Origin of the sequence: Sphingobacterium sp. G1-14 (assembly GCF_002196555.1) — a bacterium.
GTDB classification, from domain to species: Bacteria; Bacteroidota; Bacteroidia; order Sphingobacteriales; family Sphingobacteriaceae; genus Sphingobacterium; species Sphingobacterium siyangense.
Genome location: NZ_CP021381.1, coordinates 6,093,262 through 6,110,602, shown reverse-complemented (window position 1 = coordinate 6,110,602; position 17,341 = coordinate 6,093,262). Strand labels below are relative to the sequence as shown.

Below are 17,341 nucleotides of genomic sequence, written 5' to 3'. Positions count from 1 at the left end.
ATTTATACTTTTTTATTGTCAAGAACTGATGAAATTTCGAGTGCCTTTAATGCCCCTTTTTCAATGATCTGTTGCAATTTTTGGTTGACTGTTTCTTCAAAATGAGGGAACTCTGTTAAATTGGTCCCCCATAAATCCGTAGCTGAAAGCACGGTATGGACAAGTGTATCTGGATTGCACCAAGCGGTATGTAATATTGGTGCAGACTCATCCTGAAGCACGACTGTTCGTCCATTAATCAATTGCTCATACTGAGCACCGTTCAGCGTGGATTTTAGTAGATAGAGATAAGCCGCAAATCCAAGGGCGAAGAGTTGTGGAGCTTCGTGGTGTGTTGTATACCATTTTTTTAGCAAGGGAATATTGCGCATTGCCATTTTTGAGCTATAATTTAAAGCAATGGATTCCCATTTATGTTCCAGATGCGGATTGGCAAAGCGATCGATGACTTTGGATGAAAAATCGTTGATGTCCGCGACTGAAATAGTGTCGCTTAAAATGGCGGGACCAATTTCATCCTGCATTAAAAGACGTATAAATTGATTGAATGCAGCATTTTGCATGGCCTCCTTTACAGTTTCGAAGCCCGCAAGAAGGGCAAGGGCACAACTTAAAGTATGCGTTCCATTGAGCAGCCTTAGTTTGATTTCCTTGTACTTTTCAATTGATGGAACCAACATGACATTCGGATCTGCCAATGCAAAGGACAGGCGTTGTTGTATACGTTCAGAAGTCGCTTCTATCGCCCATAAGCGAAAGGGTTCGGCCATAATCATCAATTGATCTTCGTAGCCCAGTAAAGCGCAGGTTTTCGTGTATTCCGCTAGCGGCAATGCTCCGGGAACGATACGATCGACTAGCGTGTTACAAAAATCATTGGCGGTATCAAGCCAGTCCATAAACTCTTCTGGAAGCTCATTCAGCTTAGCCAAGGCTGTGATGATTGATTTCAGTTTAGTTCCATTGTCGGTAATCAATTCGCTAGGGACGACGGTTAAGCCCTTGTTTTTATCCGCATTGAAGTAAACAAATCTCCGATAGAGAATAGCCAAAAGTTTACCCGGGAAAGAAGCCGGTGGTGCGTCACTGATGCGGTCTTCACTCATAACAATGCCGACTTCGGTGGTGTTGGAGAAGACAATTTCAAGATCCGGATTTTCGGCGCTTTTTAATATTTCTGACCAATGTTGGTTGGCCGCCAATACACGGGAAATCGAATTATTGATTTCATATTGTGAAATCTCTTCACCGTCTTCTATACCTTTAATGGATAATGTGTATAGGTTGTCCTGTTGTTCGAAGGCATCAGCACCGCCCGAGCTTGTTGACTTTACAACCAGTATTCTGCCGCAAAACAGGTTTTGTTGATTTGCTTTATGGACAAAATAATCCGGGAGGCCTCTGAGTAATACACCGGTGCCAAATTGAAGAATCTTTTCTGGATATGCGAAGGACGCTGCCGTCGGTTTATTCACCAGGTCAGTGCTCATCGTTTGTATAGTATGTTGTGTCAGTAACATCTGCTCGTTTTATTATTGAATTTTGTGTTGTTTTTTCCACTTTGGATACTCCTTTTGGATCAGCTTTTCCGGCCAGTTGCCGAACCAGGCATAGCCATTTCTACGCTCCTCTGAAACCTCCTCAAAGTTGTATTTGATTGTGTCGTCCCGATCTCCAAACAAAGGACGGTTGTCTTCGAGATTATAAAATCGCGCCCAAATCGTGGAAGTCCCATCGGCGACAAGCCGCCGTTGATATTTTCCAGTCAGCTTATCTTGTACACGGTCGAAGCGGTAACCTTCGATATCATGTTGCTCAAACCAGTGTACTGCATCTTCGATGGCTTGCTTAATTTCAGCCGTTGCAGGCTGCAGCATGAGAAAGCGGACGATGGCAACAGATTCACTTGTGCTTAATGCGGCAGGTTCAAACTTTCTTGCCTGAGCGGGCTTTAACGTGTTCTGATCGTATTGCGCAGCCCAGATACTCCTTTTTCCGTCTTGCATGACCTGTGTTTTCAGGATACAGGCTATGCCCTTTTCTACCGCTTTTTGTGCTTTTGACACAAATATGGGATTGATAGCCTCAAATCCGTCTTGCTTATTGGCGACTTTGTAAAGCACCAGTAATGCATTGATCATTGCATTATCGTTGTAGGTTATCTCAGCTCTATAGAGTGATTTATTTGGGTAGTACTGTGGAAATCCGCCATTCTCATATTGAGCCGATAAAATATAGGCAATACCTTTTTCTGCGGCAGTCAAATAAGCCTTATTCTGAGTAAGCTTAAAAGCCTTGACCAATCCAGTTATTTCCCGGGTTGTTGCACTGTTGTCGAGTGTGGCATGATCAATAGCTGTTTTCTTGACCTTTTGCAAGAGCTCTTTTGTTAATGGAAGTCTGTAATCGACCACACTTTTGTCGAACAACTGCTTGGGCCATGCTCCATTTGATAGCTGGTACTGAAGCATCTTTTCGGCCAATGAATCTTTGGTGGGCACGGTCTGTCCAATACAGTAATGATGAAACACTGATACCGCGATGAAACTCAGCATAATTGTCTTTCTCATGGTCTCTAGTTGTTGATCTGTTTGAATAACCATTGCACTAAATCATTCGCTGCAGTAAAGTTTTCATATTCCTTAGGGAGCTTTCTTCCATCGGTATATTCATTATATAACCAAGGATCTCCAATGGCAAATACAGTACCTTTTCCATATTTTGCCGTAGCAATGATGGTATCCCCATGATCTTGAATCAATGCTTGGGCGGGAGCGTTTACCTGTAATGTTGAGATTTCCTTGATATATATTTGGGCCGTATTCGGAAATACGGCATTACCTTTTGGAATAGCAATTGTGCCCGTCTGAAAGTCATTTCCTTTCACCCGGTTGCGACTATCCTCATGGAATGTGATGCCAAATTTTCGTGCGAGGGTATTGAATTTGCTGATTTCGCAGTTACCGCTATCATTTAATAAAAGAACGAGTACTCCGCCCTGTTTAACCCATTGCGTAATTTGTTGGGCGTCGGTTTCATTCATAAAATGCGGATGCTCAGTTTCTTTCTCCGTGTCGGGGTCTACGATGATGTAGACGTTGGATTTTGAGAGATTCTGTACTGTAGGTGCTGTCCGTAATGTGTTTAATTGACCGCCATTTTTTTCAAATACCCTACCCAATAGGGAAAATCCGTTGTTGTCGTCACCATCCCAAAGATAGTGGTAGGGTTTAATTTCCCCCGATGCAGTCTTTTTATATTCGTTATTGAAATAATTGTCCAATGTAACCGTGCGTCTTTTTTTTCCTTTTTGTTCCTTTCCAAATTCAACTTCGGACGCCGCTAGGATAAAAGCACCGACTCCCTTGGGATCATTGGTAATAACGGGTTCACTCATGTAATATTCGAAACTACCATCGCGATATTGTTTTCCGCCTAGACCGGAAACTTGGACAGTCTTTGTGAGATTGACACGGTTTTCTCCAGCAGGGGTGATGAATTCTTTTACAAGCCCTTGGTAGCCCCGATCCAGATTTTGCTGAAATGAAGCCGGGATATAACCTTTGCGTAATGATTTTGCCAATGCAAATACAAACATACTGGAGGCCGAAGATTCCAGGTAATTTCCTTTTCTTGTACCCAGGTCCACAATGTCATACCAAACGCCGGTTTTGCCATCTTGGTACTTGACGACTGCCGATAACGTTCTGTTTAAGATTGCAATGAGTTCTTGTCTACGAGGATGCTCCGCTGGGAAATAGTCCAATACATCAACAAGCGCCATGACATACCAACCCATACCCCTAGCCCAAAAGTGTGGCGATAGGCCTGTTTTGGGGTCCGACCAGCGTTCCTTTTTTGATTCATCCCAGCCATGATACAGCAGGCCTGTTTTCGCGTCACGGGCATTTTTTTCCATGTAGCTAAACTGGTTGGCGATATCGTCAAAGGCGGCAGGAATATTCATCAGGCTAGCATATTCCGCATAGAAAGGCTGGCCCATATATAAGCCATCTAGCCACATTTGGTAAGGATAAATTTTCTTATGCCAAAATCCACCTTCATGTGTGCGCGGATGCTTTTGAAGCTGTGCATATAATTGGTGGCAGGCCTTCAGATATTTTTCTTTACCGGTTACTTTGTAAAGTGTTAATAGGGTGGTACCATTTTTAATATTGTCAATATTAAAATCCTGCGCATGATAGTTCTTAATTGAATCCGGAATGCTGAGGTAGGCATCCATGCGCGATTGCATATAGTTAAAATAATCGGCATCTGCAGTATTGCGCCATACATCTGTCAGGCCTTCAAAAATAACCCCCATATCGTATGACCATTTTGGAAATTTGTCGGTCCTGTTGAATAATGAATCCGGATAGAGCTGTTCAAGTACAGTGTTGGCCATTTGTTCGGAAAAAGGCTTTTGTTGGCCAAACCCTGAAAATGGAACAAGTGCTGTAAGGTTTAAAAGAATTAAAAATAACTTTCTCATCAGGGGCCTAATTTTTGATTGTTAAGGATTTGTCCGTACTTCCGGCTGTAAACTGACTGACAGTCTTGGCAGTTCTTGTGTTGGATTTCGAAAGATGGATATTACTGCTTTTCTCACCCGCGACCTCGATATATAGTTCAGGAGCTTCTAATGCTTGGATATGATCTAGATTTATCGCAGTGCTATTACTTATGGCGATCAACGGATTATTTTCTATCGTTTTTAAAGTGATATTTTTCAGATTGACCTGAGAAGCTTCAATGATTTCTATGCCTTTATTGGCCTCCAAGGTTGCATTTTCTATCCAGATCTGCTGAATATGCATTTCGGGGAGACCGCGTAAGAAAATTCCTTTTGATGCTCCTTTCGCTGCGATATTTTTGATATAAAAGTTTTTGAATTGCGGTGTTTCTTCTGTAACCGGAAGCGTGACTGTTTTTACAGCAGACCTCTTTTCTCCTGCCAATGGAACCGGATCTACAGCCGCATAATACATGTCAAATAGAATCGCTTCGCCTGGGATATCAACCATATTGATATTGTTGATGAAGATGTTTTCTACAACTCCTCCACGACCTCTTGTCGTTTTGAAGCGAAGTCCGATATCAGTCCCAATAAACGAGCAATCTTCCACCCAAATATTACGGGCACCACCACTCATCTCGCTTCCGATTACAAATCCGCCATGTGCATGATACACAACGTTATTGCGGATAATTACATTTTCGGTTGGCCTGCCACGGTTACGCCCAGCTTTATCACGTCCAGACTTAATGCATATGCCGTCATCGCCAACATCAAATGTACAGTCTTCTATGAGGACATTTTTGCAAGACTCCACATCTACACCATCGCCATTTTGGCCATACCAGGGGTTACGAACCGAGAGCTTGCGTAAGGTTAGGTCTTCACATAGTAAAGGGTGTATATTCCATGCCGGTGAGTTTTGTATCGTTACTCCTTCTAACAATACTTTTTTACAGTCTGTGAATACCAAAAGATTGGGTCTTAAAAAATCCTTGACATCTTTGAAATCATCGATTGTTGTGCCGGGACGAATAACCCCAGCTTTCTTTTCTTGCGAACCTTTCAGCGAACTTGCGGAGGGGTACCAGATCTCATTGGTGGTGTCGACAGTGCCACCCGATGCAACGAGATTTTTCCATTGCGATGCGGTTAGTTTGTTCTTTTTAACCATCCTCCAGGCATCTCCATTGCCATCAATAATGCCATCGCCCGTAATTGCGATATTATATAGGTTCTTGCCCGATATCGGATTTTGATTGCGCCAGGCCGGCTCACCTTCCCAATTAGATTCAACAAGCTTATATTGATCGAAGTCCTTGGTGAAAAGCAGTACGGCATCTCGTTTGAGGTGCAGGTTTACATTGCTCTGCATTTCAATAGGTCCTGTCAACCAAATTCCAGCGGGGATTAGTACAACACCGCCACCAGTTTCGCTACATCTACGGATAGTTTGATTGATTGAAGCCGTATTAAGAAATTGACCGTCACCTTTCGCGCCATAATTGCCGATATTTAACGTGTCTTTCTTAAATTCGACCTGTTGTACGATAGGACGGGCAGGCTCTTGGGCTATACACAGCTGTGGTAGCATGAGAAGCAATGCAAGAGCGGATTTCAATGTACGTGAATAGTGCTTTTTAAACGAATTCATTTTTTACATTTTGGTTTAAAAATGGTTATTTGTAAAAGCAATTGTACATTCTTTGTCCCTAACTTGGATGAAAAACTTATGCAATCGTTACCGGTCATGACTTATCGATCAAATGTAAGCGTTGGTACCCAATCCTTGAATACACGTTGAAAATTAAGGCTATCGGCCTCTCGATCTGTTAATAGGCGACTCCATTTGACACGATTTTGTGACACTGAGCCTGCGCCTTTGTTTTTATATTCTGCGAAATAAGCTGTTTTCTCATTTGACTCTTTGCCCCAGTTGTGCCAACCTTTATCGTCAATAAATTGGGGAAGATTACAATGCATGAAAATTACTTTGGCATAAGGTCGCCAAGGGCGTCCAAGGTAGAACGTCTTTGTGTCTTTATTGCCCGTGATGTTGCAGTTGTTAAAGATATAGCCAAAATCTACCTGTTCGGGCGTAGATGCTGCGGTAATATAGCCCTTGTTTTTGCAGTGCAGTTCACAATTTTCAAACCAGGCCGTGGACCCGCCAAAGATAAAATCTACAGTACCTTCGATATAGCATTGGTAATAAAGCTGTCTTGTTCCCTTCCCGAAAGTGTATAAGGTGTCTTGAAATCCTAAGAAGCGACAATTGAGAAACAAATTACGGTCTCCGGAGATCCATGCCGCCACTGCCTGGCCCACCGGGCCGGATCCATTTTCGAAAGAAAGGTTTATGGCCGTAAAATCGTCCCCATAGCAATAAAAACTTGCTGAGCCAGAAGTACCCATTTCCTCACCAAAACGATTTTTCTTTTGCGCATAATCGTCATAACTGATAATCGTTTTAAATTTATCTTCACCGACTAATGTAACAAACTGCTTGCTCCCCGGGAGGATGATTTTTTCGCGATATGTCCCGTTTTTGATATATATTTTCGTTTCCTTTTTTCGAAAATCTGGGACAGCATGAATGGCATCTTGAATTGTCGTGAAATTTCCCGTACCATCTTTGGCCACGACAAAATCATAGCTCTTTACTTCCGTAGCAAAAAGAAAAAAAGGAATTAAAAAAAGGGAAAGTATGATCGTTCGCATTCCAAATTGTTTAATTGGTCAATGAAATTACCAATATTAAAGCCTTCCTTAAAGGAAATCCACCAAAATAAATGCGCAAACGTTATCGGTCACGTTTGCGTGAACCGATTGAAAAGACAATTCTAGCATGCTACCATGGCATGAAGCGTGCACTTGTATCTTGAAATATTGCGTGTTTTGGATATCTTTGATTGAGCTTGTATAGCCACAAAAGGATGTTCAGAACGATTAAGGGGCTAAATTGTCTATATGGAGTTCAATTGTATTGCATATAAAAAGCAATTTCTCTAAGTTTGTTCAACAAATTTCTCAACATGGACATCCAATCACTCTATCAGATTTATAAACAGTATCCGAATATTACAACTGATACACGTAAAATAGAAAAGGATAGTATTTTTTTCGCCTTAAAAGGTGCTAATTTCAATGGAAATGCTTTCGCCGAGAAAGCGCTTGAAATGGGCGCTAAATATGTTGTTATTGATGAAGAGACCTACCGAAAAGGAGATGCGTATATTCTTGTTGATGATGTTTTAAAAGCACTACAGCAACTCGCAAATTACCACAGACATCAGTTGCACATACCAATTATTGGTGTGACAGGTACAAATGGAAAAACGACTACGAAGGAATTGCTGTATGCCGTTGTTTCACAGAAATATAAAGCATACGCGACGAAAGGAAATTTGAATAATCATATTGGTGTTCCCTTAACATTATTGGCAATAGATGATTCCATTGAGCTGGCAATCATCGAAATGGGGGCAAACCATCTGGAAGAAATTGCTTTTTTGTGTGGGATTGCCGAACCGACACATGGTTTGATTTCTAACGTTGGTAAAGCACATCTAGAAGGTTTTGGATCTTTTGAAGGAGTGAAGAAAACCAAAGGTGAGCTATACGATTGGCTGCAGGACCATCAAGGTGTATTATTTTTGCAGGCCGATAACCCACACCTCAAAGAGATGGCTTCCGCTCGCCAGATCGCTAACATTGTTACTTATGGTTTTTCGGAAGATAATGACGTGATTGGAAAGCTTCTTAAAGCAAATCCCCTTTTGCAGATTGAGTGGCAAAAGAAAGGGGCGGCCGAATCTTATGTAGTTGATACGCAGTTAACAGGCTCTTATAATACCGAAAACTTTCTTGCGGCAATTGCAGTGGGTCTGCATTTTGGCATTTCTTCTGCGGCGATCAATCGGGGCATTGAAGGCTATACACCCACAAATAATCGCTCGCAGATTATGAAAACGGCCCACAATACGCTGATCTGCGATTATTATAATGCCAATGCAACAAGCATGGCTGCTGCACTGGATAATATCCGGATTATTGAAGCGGATAAGAAGGCTATTGTATTGGGTGATATGTTTGAATTGGGAGCCGAATCCTTTGAAGAGCATAAAAAAATTGTTGAAAACGTAAGAGCTATTCCTGCAGATCGCAAGATTTTTGTCGGCAAAGAATTTTTCGCACATCGGTATGAAGGTGGAGAGTTTTATGAAACTACTGCCGAAGCAAAACAAGCAATCAGCAAAAAGCCGATAACTGATGCCACAGTTTTATTGAAAGCTTCACGCGGCATGGCTTTTGAAAATCTGGTCGATTTACTCTAGCCTTTTTAGCTTTGTGTTATGCACAACGAGGGGATAAGTTCGGGGTGCGACCATATTGCGACCATGGTGCTCCCGCATTGAATGTACTTAAAAAGGTGGACTCAACGTGGACTCACGGTGGACTTACCGTGGTCGCAGGGCGAAGATAGTAGGTGTTTACTGTGGCTTTGGTGCCGCTGAATACCAAATTACCCATCAGGCAGATTTGAGTGAAAAGGAAGTGCAAAACAAACAGTTTTGTCATGTAAGGATTAAATAATGAGTAAAATGAGGAAATTCGTTCTATAGAGAAATGATGCTCATTTGGAAAACGTACCTTTGTTCCATATAATGGATAAAAGACGTTTTTTTTTAGAAATAGCCTATTTTGGACAGGCTTATCATGGTTGGCAAATTCAGAATAATGCAATTTCCGTGCAGGAAGTGCTGAATAAAGCGCTTGAAACCCTGTTGCGGGAGCCGATTGAAACAACTGGAGCTGGCCGTACAGATACGGGTGTTCATGCCAAGCAATTGTATGCACATTTCGATGCAGCCCCCGTGGGTATTCTACAAAAAGCTGATCGTTTCATTCATTCGCTCAATGCCTTATTGCCCTTTGATGTGGCCGTAAAGCGCTTGATCGAAGTGGAGCCCGAAGCACATGCTCGCTTCGATGCAACGCAAAGATCATATGAATACCATCTTCATTTTCATAAAGATCCTTTTATCTATCCCTATTCATGTTTTATGCGCGATCGTCCGGATGTTGAAAAGATGAATGAAGCTGCACAATTTTTATTGGGTAAACAAGATTTCGAATGCTTTAGTAAGTCTCATACGCAGGTGTTTACAAATATTTGCGATATTCGTAGAGCTGAGTGGGTATGGCATACTGAGCAGCATCTGGTTTTTCACATAACTGCAGATCGTTTTTTGCGCAATATGGTGCGTGCCATTGTAGGGACATCGTTGGAAATAGGGATAAAAGGCAAGCCGGTTTCATTTATGCAAGATGTTATTCAAAGTAAGAGCCGCGGAAAAGCGGGTGTTTCTGTTCCTGCACATGGTTTATATTTAACAGAAGTAGCATATCCTTATATATAGAATTTAATAGATATAGAATTTAACGTGAGTCAAGATAAAATAACTGGTAAAACCTACGATATCAATTTAGTGAAACGCATGAGTCGCTATATGCGGCCCTACCATGTGTCATTTTGGATATCGGTCGTTCTAACGATATTGTTGGCCGCTGTGGCGCCCGCTTTGCCTATGCTAATTCAGCATACATTAGATAACTATATTTTAAACTTCGATACCAATGGGTTGTCCCTCATGCTGATAGCGATGTTGGCATTGGTTATCCTGCAGACCTTGATTCGTTATTACCATACCTTAATGACAAATACCTTGGGGCAGTCGGTCATTCGCGATATCCGGATTCAGGTATTTAACCACATTGTTCAACTCCGGCTCAAGTATTTTGATCGTACGGCATTGGGAAAACTGATTACACGTACCATTTCTGATCTGGAGACTCTTTCCAATATTTTCTCTGAGGGCTTGATCCAGATTATCGGTGATTTATTGCAGCTGGTCGTTATTCTGGTTGTGATGTTTTACTCCGATTGGAAGCTAACATTGATTGTTTTAATTCCCATGCCTTTGATGGTGGCAGCAACTTATGTGTTTAAAGAGGCGATGAAATCTGCTTTTATTGATGTGAGGAAATGGGTTTCCAATTTAAATACCTTTTTGCAGGAACACATTACGGGAGTCGGGATTATCCAATATTTTGCACGTGAAAAGCAGGAAATGGATAAGTTTAAAGAAATTAATGCGCAACATCGCAATGCACATATTCGAACCAATTGGTACTTCTCCATCTTTTTCCCTGTTTTGGAAATTATCATGGCTATTGCTTTGGGATTATTGGTATGGTTTGGTTCCAAACAAATTATGGGTGATGTGATCTCTCCGGGTGTAGTTGTGGCCTTCATCATGTATATCAATATGATCTTTAGGCCCATTCGGGAACTTATTGACAAGTTCAATACACTTCAAATGGGTATGGTCAGTGCTGAACGAATTTTTGAAGTCTTGGATACCGATGAAAAGACGCCTAATTTGGGGACTTTGAAACCCGCACATATCAAAGGAGAGATTGCGTTTCGCGATGTTTGGTTTGCTTATAATGAGGAAAATTGGGTTCTGAAAGATGTTAACTTCAATGTTAATCCGGGCGAGACCTTAGCTTTAGTTGGGGCTACCGGTGCCGGAAAATCTTCTACCATCAATATTCTAAGCCGGTTTTATGAAATCAATAAGGGTGAAATTCTATTGGATGGCCGTAATATCCGGGATTATGACCTTGATTATCTGAGAAATACTATTTCGACGGTATTGCAAGATGTATTTCTCTTTTCGGATAGTGTCATCAATAACATTACATTAGGTGATCCTGCAATATCTAGAGAGCAGGTGATCGAAGCGGCAAAGGAAGTCGGTGCGCATGATTTTATTATGCGACTTCCTGGGGGCTATGATTATGATGTGAAAGAGCGGGGAGCAACTTTATCTGCGGGGCAGGCACAATTGATTTCTTTTATACGGGCTTTGGTACACGATCCTCGCATTCTTATTTTGGATGAAGCGACTTCTTCTGTTGATACCGAAACGGAAGAAATGATCCAACATGCAATTGATAACCTCATGAAAGGAAGAACATCGATTGTTATTGCCCACCGCTTGTCCACCATTCAGAAGGCGGACAAGATTATTGTGTTGGATAAAGGCGAAATCAAGGAAATCGGAACGCATCAGGAATTGCTATCTTTCGATGGTTATTATAAAAAACTATACGACTTACAGTTTCATTCCGCAGGGATTTAATTAAGCGATAATACTCTCTTTGGGGATAGTTTCTTCGTCTTCGATACGTGTATTTGCTTTAATTTCTGAACCTCGACCGACTAGAACGTTTGCTCCGATTGAGACATTTGGGCCGATGTTGACAAAATCTTCAATAATGGTGTTGCTTTCGATAACGGCGGAACCGGCAATAACGCAGTGGTTGCCTATTTGTACATCTGGAGCGATCGAAGCGCCTGGGAGAATAATGGTGCCTTCACCAATTTCGGCTCTTTTTGATACGTAGGCTTTAGGATGGATGAGGGTCTGGAAGTTCCAGTTTGCGTTTTCTGACACAATCCTTTGGCGAAGACCAGGATTCTTCACTGCGACAAAGAAATTTTCTTCCGTGCCTTTTGATTCATGATGAAGTTGAACCTCATAATCAAATACATCTTCAATTAGTAGCGATTTGTCGATAAGACCACCAATTTCAATCGCTAAATCTTCTGCTACATCTACCGCAGTTTTAGCATGAGCGGTTGCTCCATATATGTATAACATGGTATTTTTTTTTCGCAAAGATAAAGCTTTCTAAAAAGAAGCCCTTTGATATGATGTAAAAAAATACAACAAAATGTCAGGTTTGATTGTTTTGGTGTTTATAGAGCTGTAGGGTTGGTTGTTTTTTCGGTCGCAATTATATTGCATATGAAAATCAATTTATCTAAGTTTGTTGATATACAAAAATTAAACTATGATTCAACGTATCCAAACTGTTTATTTGCTGATAGCAGGATTAGTCATATTTGGCTTGTTTCTATTTCCCTATGTTAATTATAGCGATTTAGTGGGTTTAGGAAAGAATGTGAAGGTGACTGGTGTGTATAGTGTTGCTGCTGGCCAGTCTGTACATGAGGGGGGATTTGGTTATATTCTCCAGACCGTGGTGACCGTGTTATTGGGAGGACTTCCGCTATTTACGATATTTAAATTTAAAAAGCGTAAAGTTCAACTTTTGCTTATATGGGTGGAGATTGTGGCAATTATCTTATTTGCAATCTGGTTATACTCGTCTGCAAGTACTCATCTTGCCACCGTGAGCCAGTTTTTAGGTGCCGGGAATATCGGGGTAGGTTTCTTTTTGTTGCCAATTTCGATTATTTTCTGTGCGTTAGCGATGGGTGGAGTACGTAAAGATGAAAAGTTGATCCGATCTGCCGATCGATTGCGAGCATAATTTTAAGACAATAAAATAATACGAGTTAAAGCCACGAAGATCGTGGCTTTTTTAAATATAATATGATATGAATGTTTTTTTTAGATATGTTGTTGTCTTGATCCTCTTTCTTGGAGGTGGGCTTGTAAAGGCTCAGTCGGCAGATTCATTGCTGGTTGTTGACGATATTCAATTCGATGTGCGGGAATTTCACTTCGATGAGGGTAAGAATGAACTGGTGATCAATTTGTTTGCGATATCTTATAGTACCGATCCACGAGAATATAAAATGAACACCTTTTCCACGCAAGTGTTGGATCAGAAGAAACAACCCCATTTCTTTTCAACGATTCAGATGGGAAATGTTTTGGTTAAATTTGAAGATAAGCAGAATTATCTGCACTATTTGCTAGAAGAAGATAAGCCTGTGGATATACAGGTCATTGTTAAGGATTGGAAGAAAACGGATAAGCCGGTTATGATTAAACTGGTGTTTGAGAGTAGCACGGAAGAGGGGGAGTTTTTGGAAGTTCCTATTCCATTAAAGAAATAGATTTTGGCTCTTGAGCAAAAAAGCTTCAAAGTTATACTTTGAAGCTTTTTTGATTATTCAATATTATCGATTGTATCTGATCTGCTGTTTGTCCATCATACCCATTTGGTCTTTCATCATTTTGATCTGATCGGCCAATAATTTGTTTTTATCTGCTTTTTTCGCTTCTTGAAGTAGTTTTTCGGCTTCACGCTTGTTGCGTTTTGCCATTGCTACACCTGCCAGGCTTAATTTTGCTAAAGCGATATTATGATCCATATGTAAGCCCAACGCCAATGCCTTCTTAAAATATTTTTCGGATTGCATAGGTGCGCGTTGTGATTCGATCAGTCCGATCAGCATATTGTAGTAACCGTGCTGTTGTGGGATCAATTGCTTTTCGTAGTTGGTGATTTTACGTAGCCATTTTTCAGCTGCGGCCATATTTTGTTTACGCATATACCATTGCGCAATCAGCATATATTCGTGGAAAAATACAGTAACAAAGCCTAAGATCGTGATCAGGATACCTAAGATTCCCCATCCCCAATTTCCAGTCCAGAATAAGGCAACTGTTCCGATCAGCAATGCACTGCAAATAATGATTCTAACGAGATTTGACATAAATCTTTGTTTAAAATATTTGTATTCAATTTAATTCTGCAAATATCCGTTAATTTCATCGTTTAAGCAACTCGTTCAGGTGGTTATTTTGTAAAAATGTGTTTTTCCCCCTGAAGAGGATATGGATAAACAAGATGTGATCGTTTTTTTTGCTGTAGTTCCTTGAAAAGAGCTTATGAGGATAAATTTGCCTTTATATGCAACTTTATCTATGTTTGGGGTATGGAAAAGCAATACGATGATTCTTGGGCTCCTGTGCTAAAGCCTTTGTTTGGTCAAACCTATATGAAACAACTGTCTACTTTTGTGCAAGAAGAGCGTCAGAAAACGAAAGTGTTTCCACCGGCAGATCTGGTGATGAATGCTTTTAAGCTGACGCCATTGGACCAGGTAAAAGTAGTTATCTTAGGGCAGGATCCTTACCATAATGATGGGCAGGCACATGGCTTGTCTTTCTCTGTGCCAGAAGGGATTGCTTTGCCGCCATCCTTAAAAAATATCTTTAAGGAATTGCAAGACGATATACCCGGTTTTGTTGAGCCGCGTGCTGGCGATTTGACCTATTGGGCCAAACAGGGTGTACTGTTGTTAAATGCGACATTGACAGTGCAGGCGCATCTGGCAGGTTCCCATCAAAAGAAAGGTTGGGAGATTTTTACAGATAGTATTATTTATGCCATTTCGGAGCGTTGTGAACATGTCGTATTTCTGTTGTGGGGAAGTTATGCCCAAAAGAAAAGTGTGCTCATCGATGCGAAGAAGCATCTTGTGCTAACGGCGGTTCATCCATCACCGTTGTCTGTCTATCGTGGTTTTTTTGGTAGTAAGCATTTTTCACGCGCAAACCAGTATTTGATGGAACATGATAAAACCCCAATTGATTGGCGCCTGGTTTAAGTTTTGTCTTGAGTTAAATAAACATCATTGCCGGTTATCGTCGCATGGAGCAAATACGTACAAAAGCGGAGATTCCGGTAATGATGTTTTTGATTGGGCTTATTCCTTCGCTTAATATTCTAAAGGAATAATTGGCTCTTTTTTGCTGGTTGACATAATCATCATGGTTTGGAATGTCTTTACAAAAGGTATTTTGGAGATTTTTTCCATGATGACACCTTCATAAGCTTTAATATCTTTTACGTAAACCTTGAGGATGAAATCACAATTGCCTGTAACGTGGTGGCATTCGGTTACCTCGGGTATCATTTTGACAGCAGCAACAAACTCAGGGATAGCGTTATGTGTATGGAAATCGAGTGAGATCTGGATAAACGATTTGATTCCAAGTCCCAGTTTCTCCTCGTCTACAAAAGCATGGTAACTTTTGATGAAGCCAGAGTTTTCCAGTTTTCGCACACGCTCTAAAGTTGGTGCGGGAGATAGTCCGATGCTAGATGCGAGTTGCAAATTAGTTATACGACCATTCTCTTGTAATAATTTAAGAATTTTTAAATCTGTTTTATCCGGTGCAAAGGGCATATCTTAAGTCTTAATAATCAATAGTATTTGTAAATATACAAAATTATATTTGGAAATTTAAAAATATACAAAATTATTGATGATTAATAGATTTTAACTATATTAGGGTTGTTTAGTTATAATTTTAATCGATGTAAAATCATTTGACTGTCATAATCGATTGAAATGTGCTCATTTTAATGAAATGGAGTGATAAATGTCATTTTTTTATTAAAAATGCCTTCGTAAGGTGCTATTAAATGCTGTTTTATTGGCTTTGAAATTGTAACTTTGCAGTTCGATAGGTGCGGAGGTGAAGCCCTCCCAAATTAGTTAAACCGTGAGAGCGCAATATGAGTACTAAAGACGACGATTTGTTAAAAGAGCTGGAGCTCGAAGAATATAAATACGGGTTCACGACAGATATCGAAATGGAAATTGCAGCCAAAGGCCTTACTGAGGATACGGTTCGTTTTATTTCGGCAAAAAAGAATGAACCTGAATGGCTATTGGAATGGAGATTAAAAGCTTTCCGTCATTTCTTGACGTTAAGAATGCCTACTTGGCAGAATTTCAAAGCTCCTGAAATTGATTTTCAAGAGATTTCCTATTATGCAGCCCCAAAAGCAAAACCACAGCTTAATTCGATGGATGAGGTTGACCCTGAGTTGATTGCTACCTTTGAAAAACTGGGGATTCCTTTGGATGAGCAAAAAGTATTGGCAGGAGTTGTGGCGGTAGATGCTGTCTTTGACTCGGTATCTGTCAAAACAACGTTTCGTGAGAAATTAAAAGAACAAGGTGTTATTTTCTGTTCATTTGGTGAGGCCGTGCAAGAGCATCCTGACCTGGTGAAAAAATATTTGGGTACAGTGGTTCCACAGACGGATAACATTTATGCAGCGTTGAATTCTGCAGTATTTTCGGATGGATCCTTTGTTTATGTTCCAAAAGGTGTTAGATGTCCAATGGAATTATCTACCTACTTCCGTATCAATGCACAGAATACCGGACAATTTGAACGCACGTTGATCATTGCAGATGAGGGAGCTTATGTTTCTTATTTGGAGGGATGTACTGCACCTATGCGTGATGAAAACCAGCTGCATGCTGCGGTAGTAGAATTGATTGCCGAACGCGATGCTGATATTAAATATTCTACCGTGCAAAACTGGTACCCTGGTGATAAAGATGGAAAAGGTGGTATTTATAACTTTGTAACCAAGCGTGGAATCTGTAAAGGTGATAACAGTAAAATCTCCTGGACACAGGTAGAAACTGGTTCTGCAATTACATGGAAATACCCTGGTGTGATTTTAAAGGGTGATAACTCTATTGGCGAGTTTTACTCTGTGGCCATGACACGTAATTATCAGGTAGCTGATACAGGAACGAAGATGGTTCATTTGGGTAAAAACACGAAATCTAAAATTATTTCTAAAGGTATTTCTGCCGGTAAGAGCCACAACAGTTATAGAGGTTTAGTGAAAATCGGCCCAAATGCAGACAACTCACGTAACTTTACCCAATGTGATTCCTTATTGATCGGTGATAAATGTGGGGCACATACATTCCCTTATATCGAAAATAGAAATAAGACAGCCAAATTAGAGCATGAGGCGACTACTTCCAAAATCGGTGAGGACCAAGTATTCTATTTGAATCAACGTGGTATCGATTCTGAGAAAGCTGTTGGTTTAATTGTCAACGGGTATGCAAAGGAAGTATTAAATCAATTGCCGATGGAGTTTGCTGTAGAGGCTCAAAAATTATTGGCAATTTCATTAGAAGGTTCAGTAGGATAGATAAAAAATCATTGGGAA

15 protein-coding genes are annotated in these 17,341 nt (G+C 40.6%); 7 read left to right on the top strand and 8 right to left on the bottom strand.

The window, feature by feature from the left end:
- Positions 1 to 2 precede the first annotated feature (2 nt).
- The 5 genes from CBM24_RS26185 to CBM24_RS26165 all read right to left on the bottom strand — a co-directional run bounded on the left by CBM24_RS26185 (position 3) and on the right by CBM24_RS26165 (position 7,237).
- Positions 3 to 1,520: a tagaturonate reductase gene (locus CBM24_RS26185; RefSeq protein WP_088163287.1), complete on the bottom strand. Its 1,518-nt coding sequence runs from the start codon at positions 1,518 to 1,520 to the stop codon at positions 3 to 5.
- A gap of 12 nt (positions 1,521 to 1,532) precedes the next feature.
- A complete protein-coding gene (gene pelA, locus CBM24_RS26180; protein WP_088163817.1) occupies positions 1,533 to 2,570 on the bottom strand; it encodes a pectate lyase in 1,038 nt (345 codons plus the stop codon).
- A 5-nt stretch (positions 2,571 to 2,575) separates the two neighbouring features.
- A complete protein-coding gene (locus CBM24_RS26175) occupies positions 2,576 to 4,492 on the bottom strand; it encodes a glycoside hydrolase family 88 protein (RefSeq protein ID WP_088163286.1) in 1,917 nt (638 codons plus the stop codon).
- A gap of 7 nt (positions 4,493 to 4,499) precedes the next feature.
- Entirely contained in the window at positions 4,500 to 6,170 is a 1,671-nt protein-coding gene (locus tag CBM24_RS26170; RefSeq protein ID WP_088163285.1) for a glycoside hydrolase family 28 protein, read from the bottom strand.
- Between the two features lie 101 nt (positions 6,171 to 6,271).
- Positions 6,272 to 7,237, bottom strand: coding sequence for a pectinesterase family protein (locus CBM24_RS26165; RefSeq protein WP_075990270.1), 966 nt, complete (start codon positions 7,235 to 7,237; stop codon positions 6,272 to 6,274).
- 314 nt (positions 7,238 to 7,551) lie between these two features.
- On the opposite strand from CBM24_RS26165, the gene CBM24_RS26160 reads away from it, so the two are divergent.
- The 3 genes from CBM24_RS26160 (at position 7,552) to CBM24_RS26150 (ending at position 11,727) form a co-directional block, all read left to right on the top strand.
- A complete protein-coding gene (locus CBM24_RS26160) occupies positions 7,552 to 8,853 on the top strand; it encodes a UDP-N-acetylmuramoyl-tripeptide--D-alanyl-D-alanine ligase (RefSeq protein WP_088163284.1) in 1,302 nt (433 codons plus the stop codon).
- A 330-nt stretch (positions 8,854 to 9,183) separates the two neighbouring features.
- Positions 9,184 to 9,939, top strand: coding sequence for a tRNA pseudouridine(38-40) synthase TruA (gene truA, locus CBM24_RS26155; RefSeq protein WP_088163283.1), 756 nt, complete (start codon positions 9,184 to 9,186; stop codon positions 9,937 to 9,939).
- 24 nt (positions 9,940 to 9,963) lie between these two features.
- A complete protein-coding gene (locus CBM24_RS26150) occupies positions 9,964 to 11,727 on the top strand; it encodes an ABC transporter ATP-binding protein (RefSeq protein ID WP_075990267.1) in 1,764 nt (587 codons plus the stop codon).
- Here CBM24_RS26150 and CBM24_RS26145 read toward each other — a convergent pair whose 3' ends face one another.
- Entirely contained in the window at positions 11,728 to 12,249 is a 522-nt protein-coding gene (locus tag CBM24_RS26145) for a hypothetical protein (RefSeq protein WP_075990266.1), read from the bottom strand.
- 193 nt (positions 12,250 to 12,442) lie between these two features.
- Between CBM24_RS26145 and CBM24_RS26140 the strand changes: the two genes are divergently transcribed.
- Both CBM24_RS26140 and CBM24_RS26135 read left to right on the top strand, forming a co-directional pair.
- The gene (locus CBM24_RS26140) at positions 12,443 to 12,925 is read left to right on the top strand and encodes a DUF4293 domain-containing protein (protein ID WP_075990265.1); all 483 of its coding nucleotides are present in this window, start codon (positions 12,443 to 12,445) and stop codon (positions 12,923 to 12,925) included.
- A 67-nt stretch (positions 12,926 to 12,992) separates the two neighbouring features.
- The gene (locus tag CBM24_RS26135; protein WP_088163282.1) at positions 12,993 to 13,457 is read left to right on the top strand and encodes a hypothetical protein; all 465 of its coding nucleotides are present in this window, start codon (positions 12,993 to 12,995) and stop codon (positions 13,455 to 13,457) included.
- Positions 13,458 to 13,520: 63 nt separating this feature from the next.
- On the opposite strand, the gene CBM24_RS26130 is transcribed toward CBM24_RS26135, so the two are convergent.
- Positions 13,521 to 14,060, bottom strand: coding sequence for a hypothetical protein (locus CBM24_RS26130; RefSeq protein ID WP_075990263.1), 540 nt, complete (start codon positions 14,058 to 14,060; stop codon positions 13,521 to 13,523).
- A gap of 222 nt (positions 14,061 to 14,282) precedes the next feature.
- On the opposite strand from CBM24_RS26130, the gene ung reads away from it, so the two are divergent.
- Positions 14,283 to 14,957, top strand: coding sequence for a uracil-DNA glycosylase (ung, locus tag CBM24_RS26125; RefSeq protein WP_088163281.1), 675 nt, complete (start codon positions 14,283 to 14,285; stop codon positions 14,955 to 14,957).
- A gap of 111 nt (positions 14,958 to 15,068) precedes the next feature.
- Here ung and CBM24_RS26120 read toward each other — a convergent pair whose 3' ends face one another.
- Entirely contained in the window at positions 15,069 to 15,539 is a 471-nt protein-coding gene (locus tag CBM24_RS26120) for an Lrp/AsnC family transcriptional regulator (protein ID WP_046673117.1), read from the bottom strand.
- A 332-nt stretch (positions 15,540 to 15,871) separates the two neighbouring features.
- Here CBM24_RS26120 and sufB point away from each other — a divergent pair, with 332 nt between their 5' ends.
- Positions 15,872 to 17,323, top strand: a complete 1,452-nt coding sequence (gene sufB / locus CBM24_RS26115) for a Fe-S cluster assembly protein SufB (protein ID WP_075990262.1) — start codon at positions 15,872 to 15,874, stop codon at positions 17,321 to 17,323.
- Positions 17,324 to 17,341: the final 18 nt, after the last annotated feature.

Coding starts and splice junctions, on each gene's coding strand:
- CBM24_RS26185 (WP_088163287.1), bottom strand. CDS start 1,520: ATGTTACTGACACAACATACTATACAAACGATGAGCACTGACCTGGTG.
- pelA (WP_088163817.1), bottom strand. CDS start 2,570: ATGAGAAAGACAATTATGCTGAGTTTCATCGCGGTATCAGTGTTTCAT.
- CBM24_RS26175 (WP_088163286.1), bottom strand. CDS start 4,492: ATGAGAAAGTTATTTTTAATTCTTTTAAACCTTACAGCACTTGTTCCA.
- CBM24_RS26170 (WP_088163285.1), bottom strand. CDS start 6,170: ATGAATTCGTTTAAAAAGCACTATTCACGTACATTGAAATCCGCTCTT.
- CBM24_RS26165 (WP_075990270.1), bottom strand. CDS start 7,237: ATGCGAACGATCATACTTTCCCTTTTTTTAATTCCTTTTTTTCTTTTT.
- CBM24_RS26160 (WP_088163284.1), top strand. CDS start 7,552: ATGGACATCCAATCACTCTATCAGATTTATAAACAGTATCCGAATATT.
- truA (WP_088163283.1), top strand. CDS start 9,184: ATGGATAAAAGACGTTTTTTTTTAGAAATAGCCTATTTTGGACAGGCT.
- CBM24_RS26145 (WP_075990266.1), bottom strand. CDS start 12,249: ATGTTATACATATATGGAGCAACCGCTCATGCTAAAACTGCGGTAGAT.
- CBM24_RS26140 (WP_075990265.1), top strand. CDS start 12,443: ATGATTCAACGTATCCAAACTGTTTATTTGCTGATAGCAGGATTAGTC.
- CBM24_RS26135 (WP_088163282.1), top strand. CDS start 12,993: ATGAATGTTTTTTTTAGATATGTTGTTGTCTTGATCCTCTTTCTTGGA.
- CBM24_RS26130 (WP_075990263.1), bottom strand. CDS start 14,060: ATGTCAAATCTCGTTAGAATCATTATTTGCAGTGCATTGCTGATCGGA.
- ung (WP_088163281.1), top strand. CDS start 14,283: ATGGAAAAGCAATACGATGATTCTTGGGCTCCTGTGCTAAAGCCTTTG.
- CBM24_RS26120 (WP_046673117.1), bottom strand. CDS start 15,539: ATGCCCTTTGCACCGGATAAAACAGATTTAAAAATTCTTAAATTATTA.
- sufB (WP_075990262.1), top strand. CDS start 15,872: ATGAGTACTAAAGACGACGATTTGTTAAAAGAGCTGGAGCTCGAAGAA.